21 protein-coding genes and 1 riboswitch are annotated in these 18,897 nt (G+C 50.0%); of the genes, 17 read left to right on the top strand and 4 right to left on the bottom strand.

The genetic code is table 11. The features are described 5' to 3' along the window. Positions 1–25 precede the first annotated feature (25 nt). Positions 26–190, top strand: coding sequence for a hypothetical protein (locus KNO72_RS11950; RefSeq protein WP_168169830.1), 165 nt, complete (start codon positions 26–28; stop codon positions 188–190). A 48-nt stretch (positions 191–238) separates the two neighbouring features. Further along, positions 239–1,180 (top strand): glutaminase A, encoded by a 942-nt coding sequence (glsA, locus tag KNO72_RS11945; protein ID WP_015880732.1) that lies wholly within the window; start codon positions 239–241, stop codon positions 1,178–1,180. On the opposite strand, the gene KNO72_RS11940 is transcribed toward glsA, so the two are convergent. Beyond that, on the bottom strand, positions 1,177–1,950 hold the full coding sequence (locus KNO72_RS11940; protein ID WP_214689079.1) for a CHAD domain-containing protein: 774 nt from the start codon (positions 1,948–1,950) through the stop codon (positions 1,177–1,179). The genes glsA and KNO72_RS11940 overlap by 4 nt on opposite strands. A gap of 40 nt (positions 1,951–1,990) precedes the next feature. Here KNO72_RS11940 and KNO72_RS11935 point away from each other — a divergent pair, with 40 nt between their 5' ends. From KNO72_RS11935 to KNO72_RS11920, 4 genes are all read left to right on the top strand, one after another. Then, positions 1,991–3,349, top strand: a complete 1,359-nt coding sequence (locus KNO72_RS11935) for an MATE family efflux transporter (protein WP_214758253.1) — start codon at positions 1,991–1,993, stop codon at positions 3,347–3,349. A 118-nt stretch (positions 3,350–3,467) separates the two neighbouring features. Then, complete coding sequence (gene nagA, locus KNO72_RS11930; RefSeq protein ID WP_214689083.1) at positions 3,468–4,616, top strand: N-acetylglucosamine-6-phosphate deacetylase; 1,149 nt, start codon at positions 3,468–3,470, stop codon at positions 4,614–4,616. After that, positions 4,613–5,377, top strand: coding sequence for a glucosamine-6-phosphate deaminase (gene nagB, locus KNO72_RS11925; protein ID WP_078146274.1), 765 nt, complete (start codon positions 4,613–4,615; stop codon positions 5,375–5,377). Before nagA ends, nagB begins: the two co-directional genes overlap by 4 nt. Before the next feature lie 150 nt (positions 5,378–5,527). Beyond that, complete coding sequence (locus KNO72_RS11920; protein ID WP_015880737.1) at positions 5,528–6,631, top strand: LCP family protein; 1,104 nt, start codon at positions 5,528–5,530, stop codon at positions 6,629–6,631. A 27-nt stretch (positions 6,632–6,658) separates the two neighbouring features. Here the strand turns inward: KNO72_RS11920 and KNO72_RS11915 are convergent, their stop codons facing one another. Further along, complete coding sequence (locus tag KNO72_RS11915; protein ID WP_214689085.1) at positions 6,659–7,387, bottom strand: GntR family transcriptional regulator; 729 nt, start codon at positions 7,385–7,387, stop codon at positions 6,659–6,661. A 95-nt stretch (positions 7,388–7,482) separates the two neighbouring features. Between KNO72_RS11915 and KNO72_RS11910 the strand changes: the two genes are divergently transcribed. The 11 genes from KNO72_RS11910 to KNO72_RS11855 all read left to right on the top strand — a co-directional run bounded on the left by KNO72_RS11910 (position 7,483) and on the right by KNO72_RS11855 (position 17,959). Continuing rightward, entirely contained in the window at positions 7,483–8,643 is a 1,161-nt protein-coding gene (locus KNO72_RS11910) for an alanyl-tRNA editing protein (RefSeq protein ID WP_214689086.1), read from the top strand. Continuing rightward, on the top strand, positions 8,637–9,065 hold the full coding sequence (locus KNO72_RS11905; protein ID WP_214685483.1) for a GNAT family N-acetyltransferase: 429 nt from the start codon (positions 8,637–8,639) through the stop codon (positions 9,063–9,065). The genes KNO72_RS11910 and KNO72_RS11905 overlap by 7 nt, the downstream gene beginning before the upstream one ends. 77 nt (positions 9,066–9,142) lie before the next feature. After that, positions 9,143–9,322, top strand: a riboswitch (Lysine riboswitch). 114 nt (positions 9,323–9,436) lie between these two features. After that, complete coding sequence (locus KNO72_RS11895) at positions 9,437–10,636, top strand: aspartate kinase (RefSeq protein WP_078147890.1); 1,200 nt, start codon at positions 9,437–9,439, stop codon at positions 10,634–10,636. Between the two features lie 12 nt (positions 10,637–10,648). Then, positions 10,649–11,644, top strand: coding sequence for an aspartate-semialdehyde dehydrogenase (locus tag KNO72_RS11890; RefSeq protein ID WP_214758252.1), 996 nt, complete (start codon positions 10,649–10,651; stop codon positions 11,642–11,644). 12 nt (positions 11,645–11,656) lie between these two features. Then, entirely contained in the window at positions 11,657–12,538 is an 882-nt protein-coding gene (dapA, locus tag KNO72_RS11885; RefSeq protein WP_214758251.1) for a 4-hydroxy-tetrahydrodipicolinate synthase, read from the top strand. Beyond that, entirely contained in the window at positions 12,535–13,284 is a 750-nt protein-coding gene (gene dapB, locus KNO72_RS11880) for a 4-hydroxy-tetrahydrodipicolinate reductase (RefSeq protein WP_214758249.1), read from the top strand. Before dapA ends, dapB begins: the two co-directional genes overlap by 4 nt. Next, on the top strand, positions 13,262–13,969 hold the full coding sequence (dapD, locus tag KNO72_RS11875) for a 2,3,4,5-tetrahydropyridine-2,6-dicarboxylate N-acetyltransferase (protein WP_214758247.1): 708 nt from the start codon (positions 13,262–13,264) through the stop codon (positions 13,967–13,969). The genes dapB and dapD overlap by 23 nt, the downstream gene beginning before the upstream one ends. 49 nt (positions 13,970–14,018) lie before the next feature. After that, positions 14,019–14,945, top strand: a complete 927-nt coding sequence (locus KNO72_RS11870; RefSeq protein WP_074037806.1) for a branched-chain amino acid transaminase — start codon at positions 14,019–14,021, stop codon at positions 14,943–14,945. A gap of 14 nt (positions 14,946–14,959) precedes the next feature. Next, complete coding sequence (gene alr / locus KNO72_RS11865) at positions 14,960–16,048, top strand: alanine racemase (RefSeq protein WP_214731700.1); 1,089 nt, start codon at positions 14,960–14,962, stop codon at positions 16,046–16,048. Further along, positions 16,018–17,310: a diaminopimelate decarboxylase gene (lysA, locus tag KNO72_RS11860; protein ID WP_214731698.1), complete on the top strand. Its 1,293-nt coding sequence runs from the start codon at positions 16,018–16,020 to the stop codon at positions 17,308–17,310. The genes alr and lysA overlap by 31 nt, the downstream gene beginning before the upstream one ends. A gap of 94 nt (positions 17,311–17,404) precedes the next feature. Then, positions 17,405–17,959 carry a nitroreductase family protein gene (locus tag KNO72_RS11855; RefSeq protein ID WP_251028335.1) on the top strand — a complete coding sequence of 185 codons (555 nt, stop codon included), beginning with the start codon at positions 17,405–17,407 and terminating at the stop codon, positions 17,957–17,959. A 104-nt stretch (positions 17,960–18,063) separates the two neighbouring features. On the opposite strand, the gene KNO72_RS11850 is transcribed toward KNO72_RS11855, so the two are convergent. Then, entirely contained in the window at positions 18,064–18,246 is a 183-nt protein-coding gene (locus KNO72_RS11850) for a hypothetical protein (RefSeq protein ID WP_214758243.1), read from the bottom strand. Between the two features lie 109 nt (positions 18,247–18,355). Further along, complete coding sequence (locus KNO72_RS11845) at positions 18,356–18,892, bottom strand: gamma carbonic anhydrase family protein (protein WP_214758241.1); 537 nt, start codon at positions 18,890–18,892, stop codon at positions 18,356–18,358. Positions 18,893–18,897: the final 5 nt, after the last annotated feature.

Raw genomic sequence — 18,897 nt, 5'->3', positions numbered from 1 at the left:
CACGAATTCGAAAGGGGACGATGGAATGGCTTCCTTCCTTATCGTTGCGACGCTTGTAATGGTAGGCATAGCTGGGTTTATTCTGTCGATGAATCGACATGGAGAAAAGTTGGTTGGAGACGAGGAAAGTCCACCGATGATTTGGGCGGATGAAGACTGGTATAAAGATGATGGACCACCAGACGGGTAATATGATAAGATGACCCGGTTGAAATTTGATGGAACATGAGGTGATGGAATGAATGTACTCGAACAACAGTTGAATCACTTGGTTGATGAGTGTCGTCCGTACACGGCTCAAGGGAAAGTGGCAGATTATATCCCTGAACTCGCACATGTGAAAAACGATTTACTCGGGGTGGCAATTTGTTTGCCGGACGGTACGTATATTCATGCGGGGGATGTTCATCACAAGTTTACGATTCAGAGCGTATCGAAGGCGCTCACCCTTTGTTATGTACTGATGGAGTTCGGGGAGGACTATGTCTTTTCGAAAGTAGGGATGGAGCCGACGGGGGACGCATTCAACTCCATCGCCAAACTTGAGGAAACGGTCCCGTCAAAACCGCTGAATCCGATGATCAACGCTGGAGCATTAGCGGTGACGAGTATGATTTTGGGGGAGACGGCAGAACTCAAAATCTATCAGTTCCGCCAGTTTTTAGCGACGTTATTAAATCGCTCGGTCGAGGAGGTCACGTACGACGAAAAAGTCGCCCGCTCTGAATACGAGACGACCGACTTGAACCGTGCCTTGCTCTATTTCATGCGTCACCATGGAATTGTGGAAGGTGACGTCGATGAGATCATTGATGTGTATACGAAACAGTGTGCCATCGAGATTGATTGTTTTGATTTGGCACGAATCGGGCGTGTCTTTGCAGGGAATGGAGAAGACCCGGATACGGGCGAAGAGTTGATTCCACGTCGGGTCGTCCGAATCGTCAAGGCCATCATGACGACGTGTGGCATGTATGATGCATCGGGTGAGTTCGCTGTCCGGGTTGGTCTTCCAGGAAAAAGTGGGGTGTCGGGTGCCATCTTGGCGGTCGGGAACCACGAACTGGATTTGAATAACGTCGGGTTTGGCATATTTGGTCCGGCACTTGATTCAAAAGGAAACTCGATTGCCGGAATGAAGTTGTTGGAACTATTGATTGAGCGCTATACATCTCGCTAAATCGATAGGTGCTCCACGGATGCATCGAGTTCCTGCTGTAATGTTTCAATTTTTCGGTCGTATTCGGACTGTAGTTCAGCTCGAGGGGTGAAGGCCCGCCAACGCTTTAACAGTTGGTCATGGTCGTTCATCTCACCGAGTTCGGTTTGCATTTTTTTTAACGTTCGGACAGTGTCCATCGATGCATCCGATTCATAGTTTAGCAAGTACTCATGTAAATAGCGTTCGCGTTTGACGGCTAAACGGACTTTATGGAGCGCTTCAAGTTGTTCTTTTCCACTGGATCGTTCATGATAGACGCGCACACGTTGCTTGCGCTCACTTTTCGCCTTTTCTAACATCGGGGAGGCGTTCGTTTTTTTGAACGCACGAAATAACGGTCCACCGATGAAGCGACGTACTTGTTGATCGAGCGACGGTGTCATTTTTTCACTGACACGGGTAGATAGAATCGTCCGTGCGATGGCACGTTCTGTCTCCATCGCTTCAAGAAACGCATGGTCGAGTTCGGATTTAGAATCAAACGTTTCGATGAGGACGTCGAGGTCGCGCACATGACCGAGTGCCTCCATCAATTGTTTGAGTTGTCGAAACGTCGCCGGCTTCGTTTCGTATAGTTGCATGAAGGTGATCAGTTTCCGTAAATGCACCCGGGCGCGGTGAATATCCTCAGAATTGTTAAAGGTGAGGGCTTCCGTCACATAGTGATTGAACGTGTTCCACGTTTCCAACAGTTCAAATTTAAGTTTTTCTGCATGCCGTTGATTCATAATTATAAGTTCCTTTCTGAAAAAGAGATGAGGGTTGTCCATGTACCAAACACATTCATTAAACGAAAAAATCAAACTGTTCTTCACGATTTTCTTTCCAATCCTAGTCACGCAAGTGTCTTTTTATTTGATTAGCTTTTTCGATACCGTCATGTCCGGACGGGCGGGTGCCGTCGATTTGGCTGGTGTCGGAGTCGGTTCAAGCTTGTGGATGCCGGTGTATACCGGACTGAGTGGAATCTTGCTGGCGGTGGCCCCGATCGTGTCGCAAGCGCTTGGTGCGCGAGACCGTCAACAGATTCAACGTACCTTGTTTCAAGGTATCTATTTAGCCATCATGCTGAGCGTAATCACGCTGACGTTGGGCTCACTCCTTGTGCCGATGGCGATCGAGAGCATGGGGCTCAGTGTAGAAGGGAAACGAATCGCGACGCAATACTTGCTTGCCCTTGGATTCGGCGTCTTGCCGATGTTCCTGTTCAATGTGCTACGCACGCTCATGGATGCCCTTGGCAAGACGAGAGTCTCGATGATCCTCATACTATTAGGGTTACCCATTAATGTCGGATTAAATTACATCTTCATCTTCGGAAAACTAGGTGTGCCGGCGTACGGAGGTGTTGGAGCGGGAATCGCCTCGAGCATCACTTACTGGCTACTCTTCTTCATGGCCTTCTTCTTCGTGAGAAACGGGAAGCCGTTCCGCGAATACAAGTTTTTACGGACGACCGAACGGATGGTCTGGCTCCGACAAAAACAGTTGTTACAACTTGGGACCCCAATCGGGCTCGCCATTTTCGCCGAAGTCAGCATCTTTGCGGCGGTCACGGTATTGCTCAGTTCATATGGTGACCAAATCGTCGCGGCTCACCAAGCGGCGATTAACTTTGCCTCGTTCGTGTACATGTTGCCACTTTCGGCATCGAGCGCGTTGACGATTGTCGTGGGGTATGAGCTCGGCGCGAAACGACTGCAGGATGCCGTCCGCTATGCAAAAATCGGGCTCGCGCTCTGTCTCGGTGTCTCTATCTTTTCGGGTGCTTTTTTGTTTTGGCAAAACGAGCGGGTTGCGGCCATTTATACGAATGACCCGACGGTCGTGGACCTTGCAGCGCACTTTATGATTTTTGCTGTATTCTTCCAATTGTCAGATGCCGTCGCGGCACCGATCCAAGGGATATTACGTGGCTTTAAAGACGTCAACATCACGCTCGTCCTTTCACTCGTCGCTTATTGGGTCATCGGTTTACCTCTCGGGTATGTTTTGGCAGAGCACGCCGGGTTTGGACCAGACGGCTATTGGATTGGCTTGATTGCTGGACTTGCAGCCGGAGCGGTCTTGTTATTCCTCCGGTTAGTATGGATTGTCCGACGCTATGGCACGATTCAATCGACATAGAGAGGAGAAGATTGTTCGCAAATGTGAACAATCTTTTATTTATTTTAAATTGGTCTATACAACTATACTTTTATCCGATATGATAACATGGAGGAAAACAAAAAGGAGTGGTGAACCGATGGGGACATTGATCAATGCTCGTATCGTGTCAGCAGAACATACATGGGAACGTGGATATATCAGATGGAATGGTCAAAAGATTGATGAAATCGGATCGATGGAACAGTTTGAACAACAGGATGAGCATGTGATTGATGTCGCTGGAGCACTCGTGACACCGGGTCTCATCGATGTGCATATCCACGGGGGATATGAAGTCGATACGATGGATGCGGATGAATCAAAACTTCGGCAGTTGAGTAACGACATGCTACAAGAAGGCGTCACTTCTTTTTTTGCGACGACCATCACGCAGTCAAAAGAAGCGATTGAGCATGCTTTGAAGGCGGTCCGAAACGTCATCGAAGCGCAGGATACGACACTCATCGGGATTCACTTGGAAGGTCCTTTCGTCAACGTGGAGATGGCTGGGGCACAGCCGGCGGAATATATTATCGACCCGGACGCCGAGCAGTTCCGAAAATGGCAAGAGCTCGCCGGCGGTCATATCCGCCTCGTTACGTATGCACCGGAACGGCCAGGTGCACGTGCATTTGAAGCGGTACTTCGCGAAACCGGTGCGATCGGTTCAGCGGGCCATACGAGCGCGACATTTGAAGAGAACAAGCAGGCGGGCGTCAAACACGGGACGCATCTTTATAACCAGATGCGTGGGTTACATCATCGAGAACCCGGAACGGTAGGCTATTGTCTCTTAGAGGGTGGAGTCATCGCGGAAATCATTCCGGATGGGATCCATAGTCGTCCGGAGATGGTCGACTTCGCGTTTCGCTTAAAAGGAGCAGATGAACTTGTCGTCATCACGGATGCGATGCGAGCAAAAGGACTTCCGGACGGACAATATGAGCTTGGCGGCCAACCGGTCATCGTAGCGGACGGGGCTGCGCGACTTCAAGCCGGGAACCTTGCGGGCAGTGTGTTGACGATGGATGCTGCATTCCGAAACATTCAGGCATATACGGGATGTACTGTGGAAGAAGCGGTAAAAATGACCTCGACGAATGCGGCCAAAGAATTCGGGTTGACGACAAAAGGCGATATCAAATCGGGGTTTGATGCAGACCTTGTCGTTTGGGATGACACGACACATGTTCAGATGACTTTCGTCAAAGGTCGAATCGTATATGAACGGGAGGAACAAAGATGAATGTACTAGTCGCAAAGACGGCGAACGACGCGGAACGAATCGCCTATACGCTAATCAAAGAACGGATTTCAGGGAAACATGACTTTGTACTCGGTCTCGCAACCGGTAGCACACCGGTCGGGATGTATCAGATGTTTAAACAGGACGCGCTCGATTGTAGCCATGTGACGAGCGTCAATTTAGATGAATATATCGGATTATCGCCCGAACATCCTCAAAGTTACAACCGCTTTATGAAAGACCGTCTCTTCGATGAAGTGCCATTCAAACAGAGTCACTTGCCTCAAGGGGACGCACCGGACCCAAAAGCGGAAGCGGCTCGTTACGAAGACCTCGTTCGGAAGCTTGGTGTCGACTTACAACTTCTTGGTATCGGGGAAAATGGTCACATCGCATTTAATGAACCGGGCACGGCCCTCGATGCGAAGACGCACGTGACCGAACTCACCGAATCAACAAGAGAGGCAAACCGTCGCTTTTTTGATCGATTGGAAGACGTCCCGACGCATGCGATCACGATGGGGCTCGATACGATCATGAACGCACGTGAGATTGTCCTTGTGGCGACAGGGGAGCGGAAAGCTGAAGCGGTACAGCACATGATTGAAAGCGTACCGACGGTCGACTGGCCGGCCACAATCCTACAGGCCCATCCAGGTGTGACGGTCGTGCTCGACGGGGCGGCTGCATCGCGCTGTGCGGAATCCTTACAAGCCCGTGGGCAAGAAGCGGCAACACGATTTTTCACCATTCGGGATTAACGAACCTGCGGAGTCATCTCCGCGGGTTTTTCTGTGTTCAACTGTGGGAAAATGTAAAGAAACGAATTTGTCATCAAAACGTTTTCGACAAATTTCCCGCTTTCCTCTATAATGAGTGAAGCTCATTATTTTGACTCGAAGGAGACCGATATGAATTCTAGAACACATGCTCGCAGACAGCGCACAGGTCCGTCTGCGTTTTATAAGATATTTAGTGCCCTCGTGCTGATTGCGATTATTGCTGGGTCTAGCATTTACGGTACAGCGTTTTACAAAGCCCACAATATGTTGTCCGGCACCCAAGTCACGTTAGAGGATGACCCGACGGTTGAGCCGACTCGTTATGATAAAGAAGATACGGAGACGTTCTTGGTTTTAGGAACAGACCTTTCGCCACAGAAGAAAGCGCGCGGTGAGTTCGGACGATCAGACGTCATGATTGTCGTCATTTTAAACAAGAAAGAAAAGCAGACGACGATGCTCAGTATCCCGCGTGATTCGTATGTCAACATCGACTACACGGGTTATAACATTCCTTATGGCAAGACGGGACTTGACCAAGATAAGATCACACACGCTTACTATTTCGGTTCGATGGATGAATCGAATCCGAACAACGGGATGCGGATGGCGACGAACACGATCGAAGATTTAGTCGGTGTTGAAATTGACCATGTCGTCTCGCTCAACTTCCAAGGGTTCGTTGATTTCATTGATGCGGTAGGTGGCGTTGAGATTGATGTTCCGTTCTCATCACAACAAAACAGTTACGATGCGTCACGTGAGACAGTTCAAATCGAACAAGGCCTTCAACGGCTTTCTGGTGAAGAGGCACTTGCCTACGTCCGAAATCGATACGATGACCCACGTGGAGACATCGGTCGTGGACAACGCCAGATGGAAGTCATTAATGCCGTGCTCGAACAATCACTCGGCACATCACTCCTAAACAATTACGATAAGGTCTTGAAAGCCGTCGGTGACAACATGCAGACGACACTTGGACCGAATGACTATATGCGTTTAATTGAAGACGTTGGTGCGCTCCACAATACGGTGCAATACCAATTGACTGGAGAAGGTGCCCGGGCAGATGACGGACACTTCTATTACTTCTTGAACGAACCGCTTCTTGAAGAAGTGCGCTATCGTGTGCAACAAGCGGATGCGGGTAACCGTGTCGAGCCGATGTCCGATACAGAACTCGAATCGTATACGTTAGACCCGAGCGGGGTAACGTATGAAGCCCAATAAAAAAAGTTTGCCCTCGGGCAAACTTTTTTATATGCGATCCATGGCGACAGTGAAAGAGTACGAGTCGCCACGGAAAAGGGAACGGCTGTATTCAAACATGCCGCCATCCTCGAGATATGTTCGCTGGTCAATCAACAAGACCGGTGCGTTCGGAGAAATCGTGAGGAGATTGGCTTCTTCTGGACCGGCGCTCCGGGCTTCGAGTGTTTGTGTTGCATTCTTCAAGCGTAAGCCATGCTGTTCGGCATACGCATAGATCGATCCCGTGGCGTCATCTTGCGTCAGGTCAGGCAATAAATGAACGGGAATATAGGCGGTCTCGAGCGCAAGTGGATGATCATCGGCGAGTCGTAGCCGTTTCATCTCATAAACCGGTGTTTGATTTGGGATACTCAGTTGCTGCGCGATGCGATCCGTTGCCGGAATGACCTCGTATGACAAGAGACGGCTTAGCGGTCGCATACCTCGATGTTTGATTTCCTCGGAAAAACTTGTCAGTCCCGATAACGTCATCGCAATCTTCTGACTCGCGACGAATGTGCCTCGTCCTTTTTGACGGCTCAAATAACCGGCGTTGACGAGGTTCATAATGGCTTGACGAATCGTCATCCGACTGACGTGAAATTGCTCCGAAAATTCACGCTCTGAAGGCAAGGTGTCTCCTGGTTTTAACAATCCGTCATCAATTTGTTGCTTTAAGTACGCTTCAATTTGATAATAAATAGGTAACGGAGATTGTTTATCGATTTCTAACATAACATTTCGCTCCTGACTGAGAAGATGTATGTTTCATTATAGACGAAATTAAACTAGTTGTCTGAACAGATTATAGAGAGAAGGTGGAGAACAAGATGGAACCATATACAGCAAGTACAGTCGTGACCTCAATAAAGGAAGACGGCAACGGTCATTGGCACACACTCGAGAACAGCCCGTTTTATGCGGAAGGTGGGGGACAACCGGCTGACCGTGGATGGATTGGGACGCATCCTGTACTGGACGTACAAATCAAGGACGGGGAAGTATGGCATCTCTTGTCAGAATCATTACCAGCGGGCACGACGATAGAGGTTCGAATCGATGAGGACGTCAGACGGGATCATTCCATCCAGCATACTGCTCAACATGTGATAACGGCGATTTTGGAAGACCGCCATGGCATTCGGACGCTCAGCTTTGGAATCGGAGAGACCGATTCATCTATTGAGATTGAAACGGCAACGATGGACTGGGCGCACGTTGAGGCACTTGAACAAGAGATGCAACAAGTCATCTTTGAAAACCGTCCGATTCGTGTCTATGAAATCCCAAAAGAAGAAGTAGACCGGGCGCGCTTACGGAAAGAGACGGACCGAACGGGGATGATTCGCATCGTCGAAATCGAAGGTCTAGATTACAATGCATGTGGTGGCACTCATGTGGAGACAACGGGACAACTCGGTACCATCCATGTGACGGCGGTGAAGAAAGTGAGGGGGAATCTACGCTTGACGTATGTGGCGGGAAGTCGAGCGATCAAGGCGACTCAACAAGCGCGAGCAGCGTTGCGGACGATTCACCATACATTCTCGACAACGAATGAATCCGTGGCAGCCCGTGTAATCGAAGAACATACGATTCGTTTGGAACGTGAAAAAGAAATCAAAACGCTCGAAGAACGGATTGCCAAAGCGAAAGTGGAGGCCGTGTTGAAAGAAGATAACTATGTGGCCTTACATGTCGGGAGAACAGAAGCGGAAACGTTGACGACCGCCATCATCGAACGAATCGCAGCAACAGGACGAATTGCCGTTGGCGCCAACTATGGAACGCAGAAATTGTTCGTTATGCATGACGGGACACAGGATATCGCCGTCGGCACATTCTTGAAAGCGGCGCTCCAAGAGATGCAGATTGGTCGTGGCGGTGGAAGCCATAAGCAGGCCCAAGCGCGTTTCACATCCGTAGCGGAACTAGAAAAGGGAATCGAAGAAATCGTGAAACGATTGCAGGAAGGAGTTTTACCATGTTGATCATTCAATCGGGAAACGAACCAGCGTTGATTGAACAGGCCAAACAAGTGCGGGAGATCGTATTCGTTCAGGAACAAGGAATTGATGAGAGTTTAGAATACGATGATTTAGACGATATGTGTACACATGTGGTCGGGCTCCTTGACTCCGAACCTGTGACGACAGCGCGTCTTCGTCCAGTCGACTCGACTGTCGGAAAAGTGGAGCGAGTGGCGACGATTCAATCGGCCCGGGGTCATGGATATGGGAAAGACATTATGATTGAAGTTGAACGTGTCGCGAAACGTCAAGGGTTGGTTGAACTACGATTGGGTGCACAACTGACGGCGCTTCCGTTTTATGAAAAGCTCGGGTACGAGGCGTTCGGAGATGAGTTTTTGGATGCCAATCTCCCACACCGCATGATGCGAAAAACATGGTAATCCTTTTTTGAAATATCCCATTTTTCTAAAAAAAGGTTGGCAAGAAGATTTCGTTTTGTTATAACTAATACTAACAACTGACAGATAGAGGTTGCGAATGACATGAGTAAGCTTGGTTGAAACGGACGCACTCCGGACCGAGCCGAAAGGGGAAATTCGCCGAAGTCGACGTTCACGTGCGTGTGAATGAAGGCTGGGGTAGTCGTGAACAACGCCTACACTGCCATGGTCAACTACCATGGAGCGCTATCTACGGAACGATTCTTTAATCGTTTTTCAACTGCGCGTACAAGCGGCAGACCGTAGGGAGAGTGCTTCCTACCGGTCTGCCGCTTTTTCTGTTGGTGGACATCTTGAAAGTGGGGAACTTGATGACAACCGTACTGAAATTTGGTGGCAGCTCCGTTGCCACAATCGAACAAATACAAGCCATTTCGGACTATTTACAGACACGTGTGGCGACCGGTGAAAAATTGGTCGTCGTCGTATCGGCGATGGGCAAAACGACAGATTCGCTCTTGTCGCTCGCCAAACAAATCACGGATCGCCCGATGATTCGCGAACTCGACCGGCTACTCGCCGTCGGGGAAGAACAGACAATTAGCCTACTCAGTATCGCCTTGAACTCGCGAGGCGTACCGGCCATCTCATTAACAGGACAGCAAGCCGGGATTGATACGATGGGCATTCATACGAAGAGCAAAATCAAAGCGATTCGGAAAGAAGTGTTACACGAGAAGTTGCGTCAATACGACGTCCTGATTGTCGCCGGATTCCAAGGCGTGAATGAAGCGGGAGACGTCACGACCCTTGGGCGTGGCGGTTCGGACACGACAGCCGTCGCACTGGCGGCCGTCCTCAGTCAGCGTTGTGAAATTTATACGGACGTCGCGGGTGTCTATACGACAGACCCACGAATCCATCCGACGGCGAAACGTCTGGACACTGTCTCTTATGACGAAATGATGGAGATGAGCGCACTGGGCTCTAAAGTGATGGAGATGCGCAGCGTGGAGCTCGCGAAAAAGTACGACGTCAATATTTTTGTTGGGAAGACGCTTTCGAGCGAAGGAGGAACATGGATCATGGATACGACGCAAGCGATGGAACAGAAAGCAGTCACGAGTGTGAGTGTCGTCAAGAACGTACTCAGTGTCTCAATCAAACATATTCCGCATACGGCGGCGGGAGTCGCAGACATCTTTGAACGATTGTCAGAGCGACACGTCAACATCGATATGATTTCACAGACGGCATTCGACGGCGAAGTGTTTCTCTCGTTCACATGTCCGCTCGATGAAGAGGCGTTTTTAGAAGAGGCGCTCGCGGAGTTGACAGCGACCTTGCCTCAAATCAAAATCGATCGTCACACGGAACATGCAAAAATTTCTGTCGTCGGAATCGGTATGCGAGACGCGACAGGGGTCGCATCAGAGCTCTTCGCGACATTCCGTGAGATGGGGATTCCATTCTATCAAGTCACGACGTCTGAAATCAGTATTTCCTATACGATTCAAGAACAAGATGTGGAAGCGGCAGTCGCAGCCATTGCGGCCCGGTTTCACTTATAAGGGGGGAGCATAATGTATAACGTAGCAGTCGTCGGTGCGACAGGTGCCGTCGGACAAAAAATGATTGACGTCTTAACAGAATATGAATTTCCAATCAGCGAACTGAGACTCTATGCTTCAGCCCGCTCGGCAGGAAAGACGGTCGAGGTGAATGGGCAATCGATCGTGATTCGTGAATTGACCGATGCGATTTATGCGGACCCGATCGATATCGCACTCTTCTCTGCAGGTGGGAGCATCAGTGAACAATATGCCCCTCGGTTGAGTGAGCAAGGAGTCATTGTCATCGATAATTCAAGTGCATTCCGAATGCAAGAAGGAATTCCACTCATCGTACCGGAAGTGAACCGAGTCGAACTCAGTCCGGAGAGAACGCTCATCGCGAACCCGAACTGTTCCACGATTCAATCGGTCGTGGCGCTCGCGCCTCTAGCGGAAGTATACGGACTGACACGCGTCGCCTATACATCTTATCAAGCGGTATCGGGATCGGGTCAAAAAGGGATCGATGACCTCGAGCGCGGTGCGCGCGGAGAGGAACCGACGAATTATCCGTATCCGATTTATGATAACGTGTTGCCGCACATCGATGTGTTTCTAGAAAATGGCTATACGAAAGAAGAACAGAAGATGATGGATGAGACACGTAAGATTTTAAATGCGCCAAACCTCGGGGTGACGGCCACTTGTGTCCGAGTGCCGGTGCGAAACAGTCATGCGGTCTCGATCACGGTGTCGCTCGAGCGAGATGCGACGGTCGCAGAACTGAAAGCAGTCCTCGCCGATGCACCAGGGGTCGTGTTAATGGACAATCCATCCGAATTGACATATCCGACACCGCTCGATGCGAACGGGACGGATGAGGTGTATGTCGGACGAATTCGCCGAGACGATTCACAACCCAATACGTTCCATCTTTGGTGCGTTGCAGATAACGTCCGAAAAGGGGCGGCAGCGAATGCCGTTCAAATCGCGCAATGTATGATTAGTCAAACAGCGACGAAATAAGGAGGAGATGACATGTTCACAGGAGTGGCGACAGCACTAGCTACCCCATTTCAAGAAAATGGGCAGTTGAATCTAGAAGCATGGGCGGCATTAATTGAAGACCAAATCCAAGAAGGTGTGACGGGTCTCGTCATCGGTGGGACGACCGGCGAAGGGATGACAATCACTGATGACGAGTTTGAGACATTGCTCGTTCGAGCGGTGGAGGTCGCAAACGGTCGAGCCGTGATCATCGCGGGGACCGGTTCGAACAATACAGCAGTCAGTATTGAGAAAACGAAACGGGCCGCCGAACTTGGTGCGGAGATGGCGATGGTCGTCACACCGTACTATAACAAGTCGACACAGGCCGGGCTGATTGCTCACTTTACTGCGATTGCGGATGCGTCACCGATTCCGCTCATGCTCTACAATGTTCCGTCACGGACGGGTGTCGCCTTGACACCGGAAACGGTCGGTGAGCTCGCGGAACATCCGCGCATCACGGCCTTGAAAGAAGCGAGTGGGGATATCTCGGTCATGGCGCAGATGATGGCCCATATTCCGGAAGGGTTCACCGTTTACTGTGGAAATGACGATCAAATCTTGCCGTACATGGCTTGGGGCGCACAAGGGGTCGTCTCCGTTTTATCAAACGTCTATCCGGGAGCGACGGTCGCGTTGGCAGACGCCCTATTGGCGGGTGATTTGCAGACAGCACGTACGTGGCAAATTCGTTTACTCCCAGTCATCGATGAACTTTTCGCAGAAGTGAATCCGATTCCGGTGAAGGCAGCGCTTCAAGCGCGAGGATTTGAAGTCGGTGTGCCACGTCTGCCGCTCGTTCCAATGAGCGCGACGGCTGAGGCGAAATTACTATCGGCGATGGAACAATTCAATGAGGTGAGACAATGAATGTTCTCATCCATGGGTTTGGCGCAATGGGACGCATTGTCGAAGAGGTCGCTCATGCGCAAGGTGTGAACGTAACGGCAATCGTCTCACCGGGAAGTGACGAGCACACGGCGACTCTGAATGAGGTGGACGTACCCGTCGATGTCGTGATCGACTTTTCGAACCCGGCGTTACTCCCTGATTTACTCGCGTTCGGACGGGAGCGCAATATTCCGCTCGTCATCGCGACGACCGGCTTCACACCGGATGAACTGGCCGAGATTGAAACGGCTTCACAAGACATCCCAATCATCCAGTCTTACAACACCTCATACGGGATCGCGCTCTTGAAGCAGTTGCTCGACCAACTCGTCCCACTCACTCTCGGATATGATATTGAAGTGATTGAGGCACACCATCGGAAGAAAGTGGACGCACCAAGCGGGACGGCAGAATTATTGGCACGTGCCATCGAAGCGAAGCGTGACGTGACACCGATTTACGAACGAACGTCACGTCGGGAAGCGCGTGGAGCTGAAGAGTTAGGAATGCATTCCATTCGGGGTGGCACGATTTTCGGTGAGCATACCGTGCTCTTCGCCGGAGATGATGAAATGATTGAACTGAAACATACCGCGTTATCGAAACGCGTCTTTGCAAACGGGGCACTTGCCGCTGCGGCAACGATCATTGATCGCCCGGCAGGACTTTATAATCTATCGAACTTATACGAGGAGGCTACTCATGTTACTCACAAACGCTTATGAAATCGCACAATATATTAAAGATGCTAAGAAGGAAACACCAGTCAAGCTTTACGTCAACGGTCAATTGGCGGGTCTTGTAATCGAGGAAGCGAAAGCATTCGGAACGGATGAGTCGAAACTGTTCTTGACGACGGCAGAACGCGCTGCGGCATTTTTAGAAGCTAATGCATCGGTCATCACAGATTCTCATCTTGAATATGATCGTCGCAACAGTGCCGTACCGATGCTCGATACGACACAACTCAATGCCCGAATCGAACCAGGCTCGTTCATCCGAGACCACGTTCAAATCGGCAACAACGCGGTCGTCATGATGGGAGCTGTCGTCAACATCGGAGCTGTCATCGGAGATGGTTCGATGGTCGATATGAACGCTGTCATCGGAGCACGCGGAACGCTCGGGAAGAACGTTCACCTTGGCGCAGGTGCCGTGGTCGCAGGGGTTCTTGAGCCACCTTCAAAAGATCCGGTCATCATCGAGGACGGTGTCATGATTGGGGCGAACGCAGTCATCTTAGAGGGCGTTCGCGTCGGTGAAAACGCAGTTGTCGCGGCAGGAAGTGTCGTCACACAAGACGTCCCTCCAGGTGTTGTCGTTGCGGGAACACCTGCACGAATCATCAAACAGAAAGATGAAAAAACTTCTGAAAAAACGCAACTTGTTGATGACTTACGCTCTCTCTAACGTATAATAGACAGAAAATATAAAAAATGAGGAATGGGAGAGTTGCATTATGGAACAGTATGGACAATGGATGTGGAAAGACGGGGCTTGGATTGAGCCGACTGACGCAAACACGAGTATCATGACACACGCGATTCATTACGGAAGCGGGTTCTTTGAAGGGATTCGCGCGTATCACACGGAGGAAGGTCCTGCTATCTTCCGATTACGTGAACACTTGGAGCGACTTGTTCGCTCGTGTGCATACTACCACGTCACGCTACCGTATACGGTAGATGAACTCGAACAAGCCACGATGGAATTGATTGAGCGAAACGGATTTGAAGCATGCTACATCCGTCCGTTCGTCTTCCTTGGAACACCATGGCAGGCACTTATGCCGACTGCTGAGACGAAGGTACATGTTGCCATCTCGTGTTGGCCGCTCGGTGAATATTTCAACAAGACGGTCGGGATTCGAGCGAAAGTGGCCTCGTATCGCCGCGTGTCTTCTACCATGATGCCAATGCAAGCCAAAGCGGCATCGAACTATATGAACTCACAGCTATTAAAAGGAGAGGCGCTCCGTGACGGATTCGATGAAGCGATTGCCCTTGATATGAACGGAAACGTCAGTGAGGCGAGTGTCGCGAACATCTTCCTCGTGAAAGGAAAAACGATTACGACACCGTCCCTTGACTGTTCTGTACTCGATGGCATCACACGCCAAACGGTGATGCAATTGGCTCGCGAGGCCGGTTATGAAATCGTCGAGCGCCATATCGGACGCGATGAGCTCTATGTGGCTGATGAAATCTTCTTAACGGGAACGGCAGCCGAGGTGACGAGCGTCATCGAGGTCGACCATATCTCGATTGGTGGAGGTGTCCAGACGGTTGCGACAGAAATGTTGACACGCTATCGTGAAGCCGTAACAGGACAACTTCCGGAACACCGCGATTGGATCACGTTCGTGAAATCAGCAGTAACAGAGTAAAGGAGTTTTGCACGATGGGAGTCACAATTGACTTGAATGCGATTCGCGAAAACAAACGCCGGATTGAAGCGCTCGGGCGCCCCGTGTTTGCGGTCGTGAAAAACAATGCCTATAACCTAGGAATGGAGCCAGTTGTGACGACTTTGTATGATGAAGGAGTCCGTCACTTCATGGTGACCACGTTAGAAGAAGCGATTGAAGTGCGAGCGCATGCAGAGTCGGCTCGCGTCCTCGTCATGAATCCGATATACACGTGGGAACACGTGCATACCCATGAATTTGACGTCGCAATCGGCTCGTATGAATGGCTCGTTTCACAGCGTGAGCATCTCGATGGCGTTCGCCTTCATTTGAAATTGGACGTCGGCATGAACCGATTCGGTGCCAAAACGTTTGAAGAAGCGCTACAGATCGTCGCCTTCTGCCAAAATGAAGGATTGAACCTTGTCGGACTATGTACACATTTTCCGCTCGCGGATGCAGACAATGCCGAAGTCGAGCATAGCGTCCAAGTCGAACGCTTTGCCGACTGGTCGACACGTTTGATGGAACGTCATATGTTTGAACTGATCCATGCGGCAAATAGTGCGGCCACGCTTCAAGACGACTCGCGCTTGCACCATTGCACACATGTGCGTGTCGGTATTTTCTTATACGGTTATTCATCGGTTGAGCCGGTTGAGTGGCTCGTACCTGCGTTTTATTGGGAGACAGAAGTGGTTGCCGTCCACGACATCGAAGCGGGGGCTCATGTCGGGTATGGAACGGGATATACCGCAGAATCAAAAGAACGGATTGCTGTCTTACCTGTCGGATATGGGGATGGATTGATGCGGGCGAGACGTCATTTACCCGTTCACATCGAGGGGAAAGCTTATCCGTTCGTCAGCAATATCTTTATGAGCCATAGCTTCATCAAAGTCGACGAAGACGTACAAATCGGCGACCGCGTCGCATTATATGGGATCGAAACGAAAATCGATGACGTGACACGTGTTGGCTATGCCAACAACTCAGAACAGCTCTGTGCCCGTTCGTGGCGTGTCCCACATCGCTTTGAAGGAGGAATTGTATGTACACCACCAATCAATCAGAATGTTTGATCGAAGGCGTGTCCGTCCGTGAACTTCAAGCGACGTACGGGACACCTTTATACATCATGAGTGAGCCAGAACTAGAGCGTCGCCTTGGAATTGTCCAGAATGCGTTTCTAGATAAGTATCCGAACACGTATGCGTTATACGCGTCAAAAGCATTATCGATTGCGGCCGTTTATGAAAAAGTGATGGCCGCAGGGTTAAGTGTCGATGTCGTCTCAAGGGGTGAGATGTACGTAGCACTGCATGCCGGGGTACCGGCGGAGCGCATTCATGTCCATGGGTCGAACAAGACGATTCTTGACATCACATACGCGCTCGAACAGGGGATTACACACTTTACCATCGATAATATGCGAGAAATCAGCCTCTTGTCAGGACTTGCGGCTGAATACAATCGTGAAGTCGCTGTGCTTCTCCGCATTGTCCCTCAAGTTGTCGGAGGTGCCCACGCGGCGATTCAAACGGGTGGGGTTGATACAAAATTCGGTTTTCCGACGCACGACGACACGTATTTAGACGCGATTCGTGCGACGTTAGAAGCCGAGCACTTACAGTTGAAGGGGATCCATTGTCACGTCGGTTCTCAAATTCAAGATCCGACCCTCTTCATCAACACGGTGAAGACGATGGTGCGCTTCATGGATACGATTCGTCAGGAAACCGGTTATACGACGGACGTCTTGAACATCGGTGGGGGATTCGGCGTCGCTTACTTGGATGAAGACGAATATCTCGATTTTGCCCAGACGATGGAGCAAGTCATGGAGACGTTGGTCGAAGAAGTCGAGGCACGTGAATTGCCACTTCCGAAAATCGGGATTGAGCCAGGACGTTGGCTCGTCGCCAATGCGGGTGCCACGCTGTATGAGGTGGGGACCGTCAAAGAAGTGAGCGGCGTTCGTACATTCGTGTCTGTCGATGGCGGGATGACGGACAATATCCGTCCGGCACTGTATGACGCAGAGTATGAGGTCGTGGCAGCGACACGGATGAATGAAGAGAAGACGCTCGAGGCAAAAATAGTCGGAGCGTGCTGTGAGTCGGGAGACATCATCTCGAACCGCTCATTGATCCCCCCTGTCACACCAGGTGACTTATTACTTGTCAAAGCAACAGGAGCGTACAATTTCTCCATGGCGAGCAACTATAACCAGATGCTTCGTCCAGCTGTTGTCTTCGTGAAGGACGGGGCACATCGACTTGTCGTTCGTCGCCAAACGTTTGAAGACTTGGTGGCATGTGAGGTCATTGGACAATCAACGTAAGACTGCAGAGCAATCTGTAGTCTTTTTTTTGATTTTGAAATGAGAACGTTTTTCAATTATGATAGAGAAGAGAAAAAAAGGGGAAGTGACGGTCATGACAAAGACAGCAGCACAAAAGCTAATTGAAGAAAGACGTACGGTCCGTATGTTCAAAGAAGCACCAATCGATACGAAAGTGCTCTATGAAGTGTTGCAATCGGCACATCATGCACCATTTCACAATAAAGTCGAACCATGGAACGTGTATGTGTTCAATGGGGATGGGAAGCAAGTGTTACTCGATGCGCTCGAACCAGCCTTCTCGGAGGCGTCAGAAGGGCAACGCGAAAAAGTGACGGGACGGATTTTAAATGCGGCAACCTGTATGTATGTGACGGCAAAACATTTTGAAACGGACAAAGGGAATCGTGACGCGTTACTCGCGACGGCGACATTCATTCAAAATGTTCAGCTGCTCTTAAGTGAACGTGAGATCGGAATGGTCTGGCGGACGGGTGGACTGTTTGATGATGCACGGTTGAAGGAAATGATCGGGGCGGAAGGGGAGACGTTTATCGGTCTCCTGCAAATCGGGAAATATGACACAGAAGATATCCCTACACCGAAAGCGCGACAACCGATTGATTCGCATCTCATCATGTTTGAATAATAAAGAGCGAGCGATGGGGAATCCCTTCGCTCGCTTGCTCTATATATCGGTCAATTATCGCTTTATTTTTGTTGCGAGCCAATCTTGAATCACAGTCGTTGGAATCATCCAGTCGTTCCTCCATTTTTAGAATCTTCTCTACTATTATCCAAATGCATACGTTCCCAAACCTCTCGATGTGCCCCATGAAGGGCATCATCGAATGAATCATCGATATGAAGGCCATAACTTGGATTGATGGACGAGGCATACAGGTCTAGCATGAGTTGATCATGGTTCGGATACATAGAGTGGGCTCCTTTCAATACATCAGCTTGGCTACACCTTCAGTATACAAAGGAACTATGTAGAAAATTCGAGAGAAACGTTAACATTTTATGAATCTTGTAAACGCTTTCACAATCGTTGGATTTCGCGAACTGGAACGCACGACTGCTTATATTGTTCGGCACGCTTGGCATATTTCTTTACCGTTCTCTCCATGATAAAACGATCTTCATCGTTTAATGGACGAACGACTTTTGCTGGGACGCCCATGACCATCACCCCTTCAGGAATCTGCATGTTTGGTGTGACGAGCGCACCGGCAGCGACAAAGGACCCTTTTCCAATCTTCGCCCCATCGAGTACGGTAGCATGCATGCCAATCAAGCAATCTTCTTCAATCTCACAGCCGTGAATCATCGCCATGTGGCCAATCGAGACACGGTCATGAATGATTGTCGGTGAGCCTTCATATTGATGAATCATCGAACCATCCTGAATGTTGACGTATGAACCGATTTGAATGGGTCCTTCGTCTCCACGGATGACGGTATTGAACCATACTCCCGAGTGAGCGCCGATGGTCACGTCTCCAATCACGTGTGCCCCTGGTGCAAGATAAGTCGTCGGATCGACTTTTGGTGTCAACTCTCCTAATTTGTATTGCATCGTTG

The organism is Exiguobacterium sp. s123 (assembly GCF_018617075.1).
In the GTDB taxonomy this organism is placed as follows: Bacteria; Bacillota; Bacilli; order Exiguobacteriales; family Exiguobacteriaceae; genus Exiguobacterium; species Exiguobacterium profundum.
Note: the sequence above shows the minus strand (reverse complement) of the source record. Positions and strands in the feature narration are given on the sequence as shown.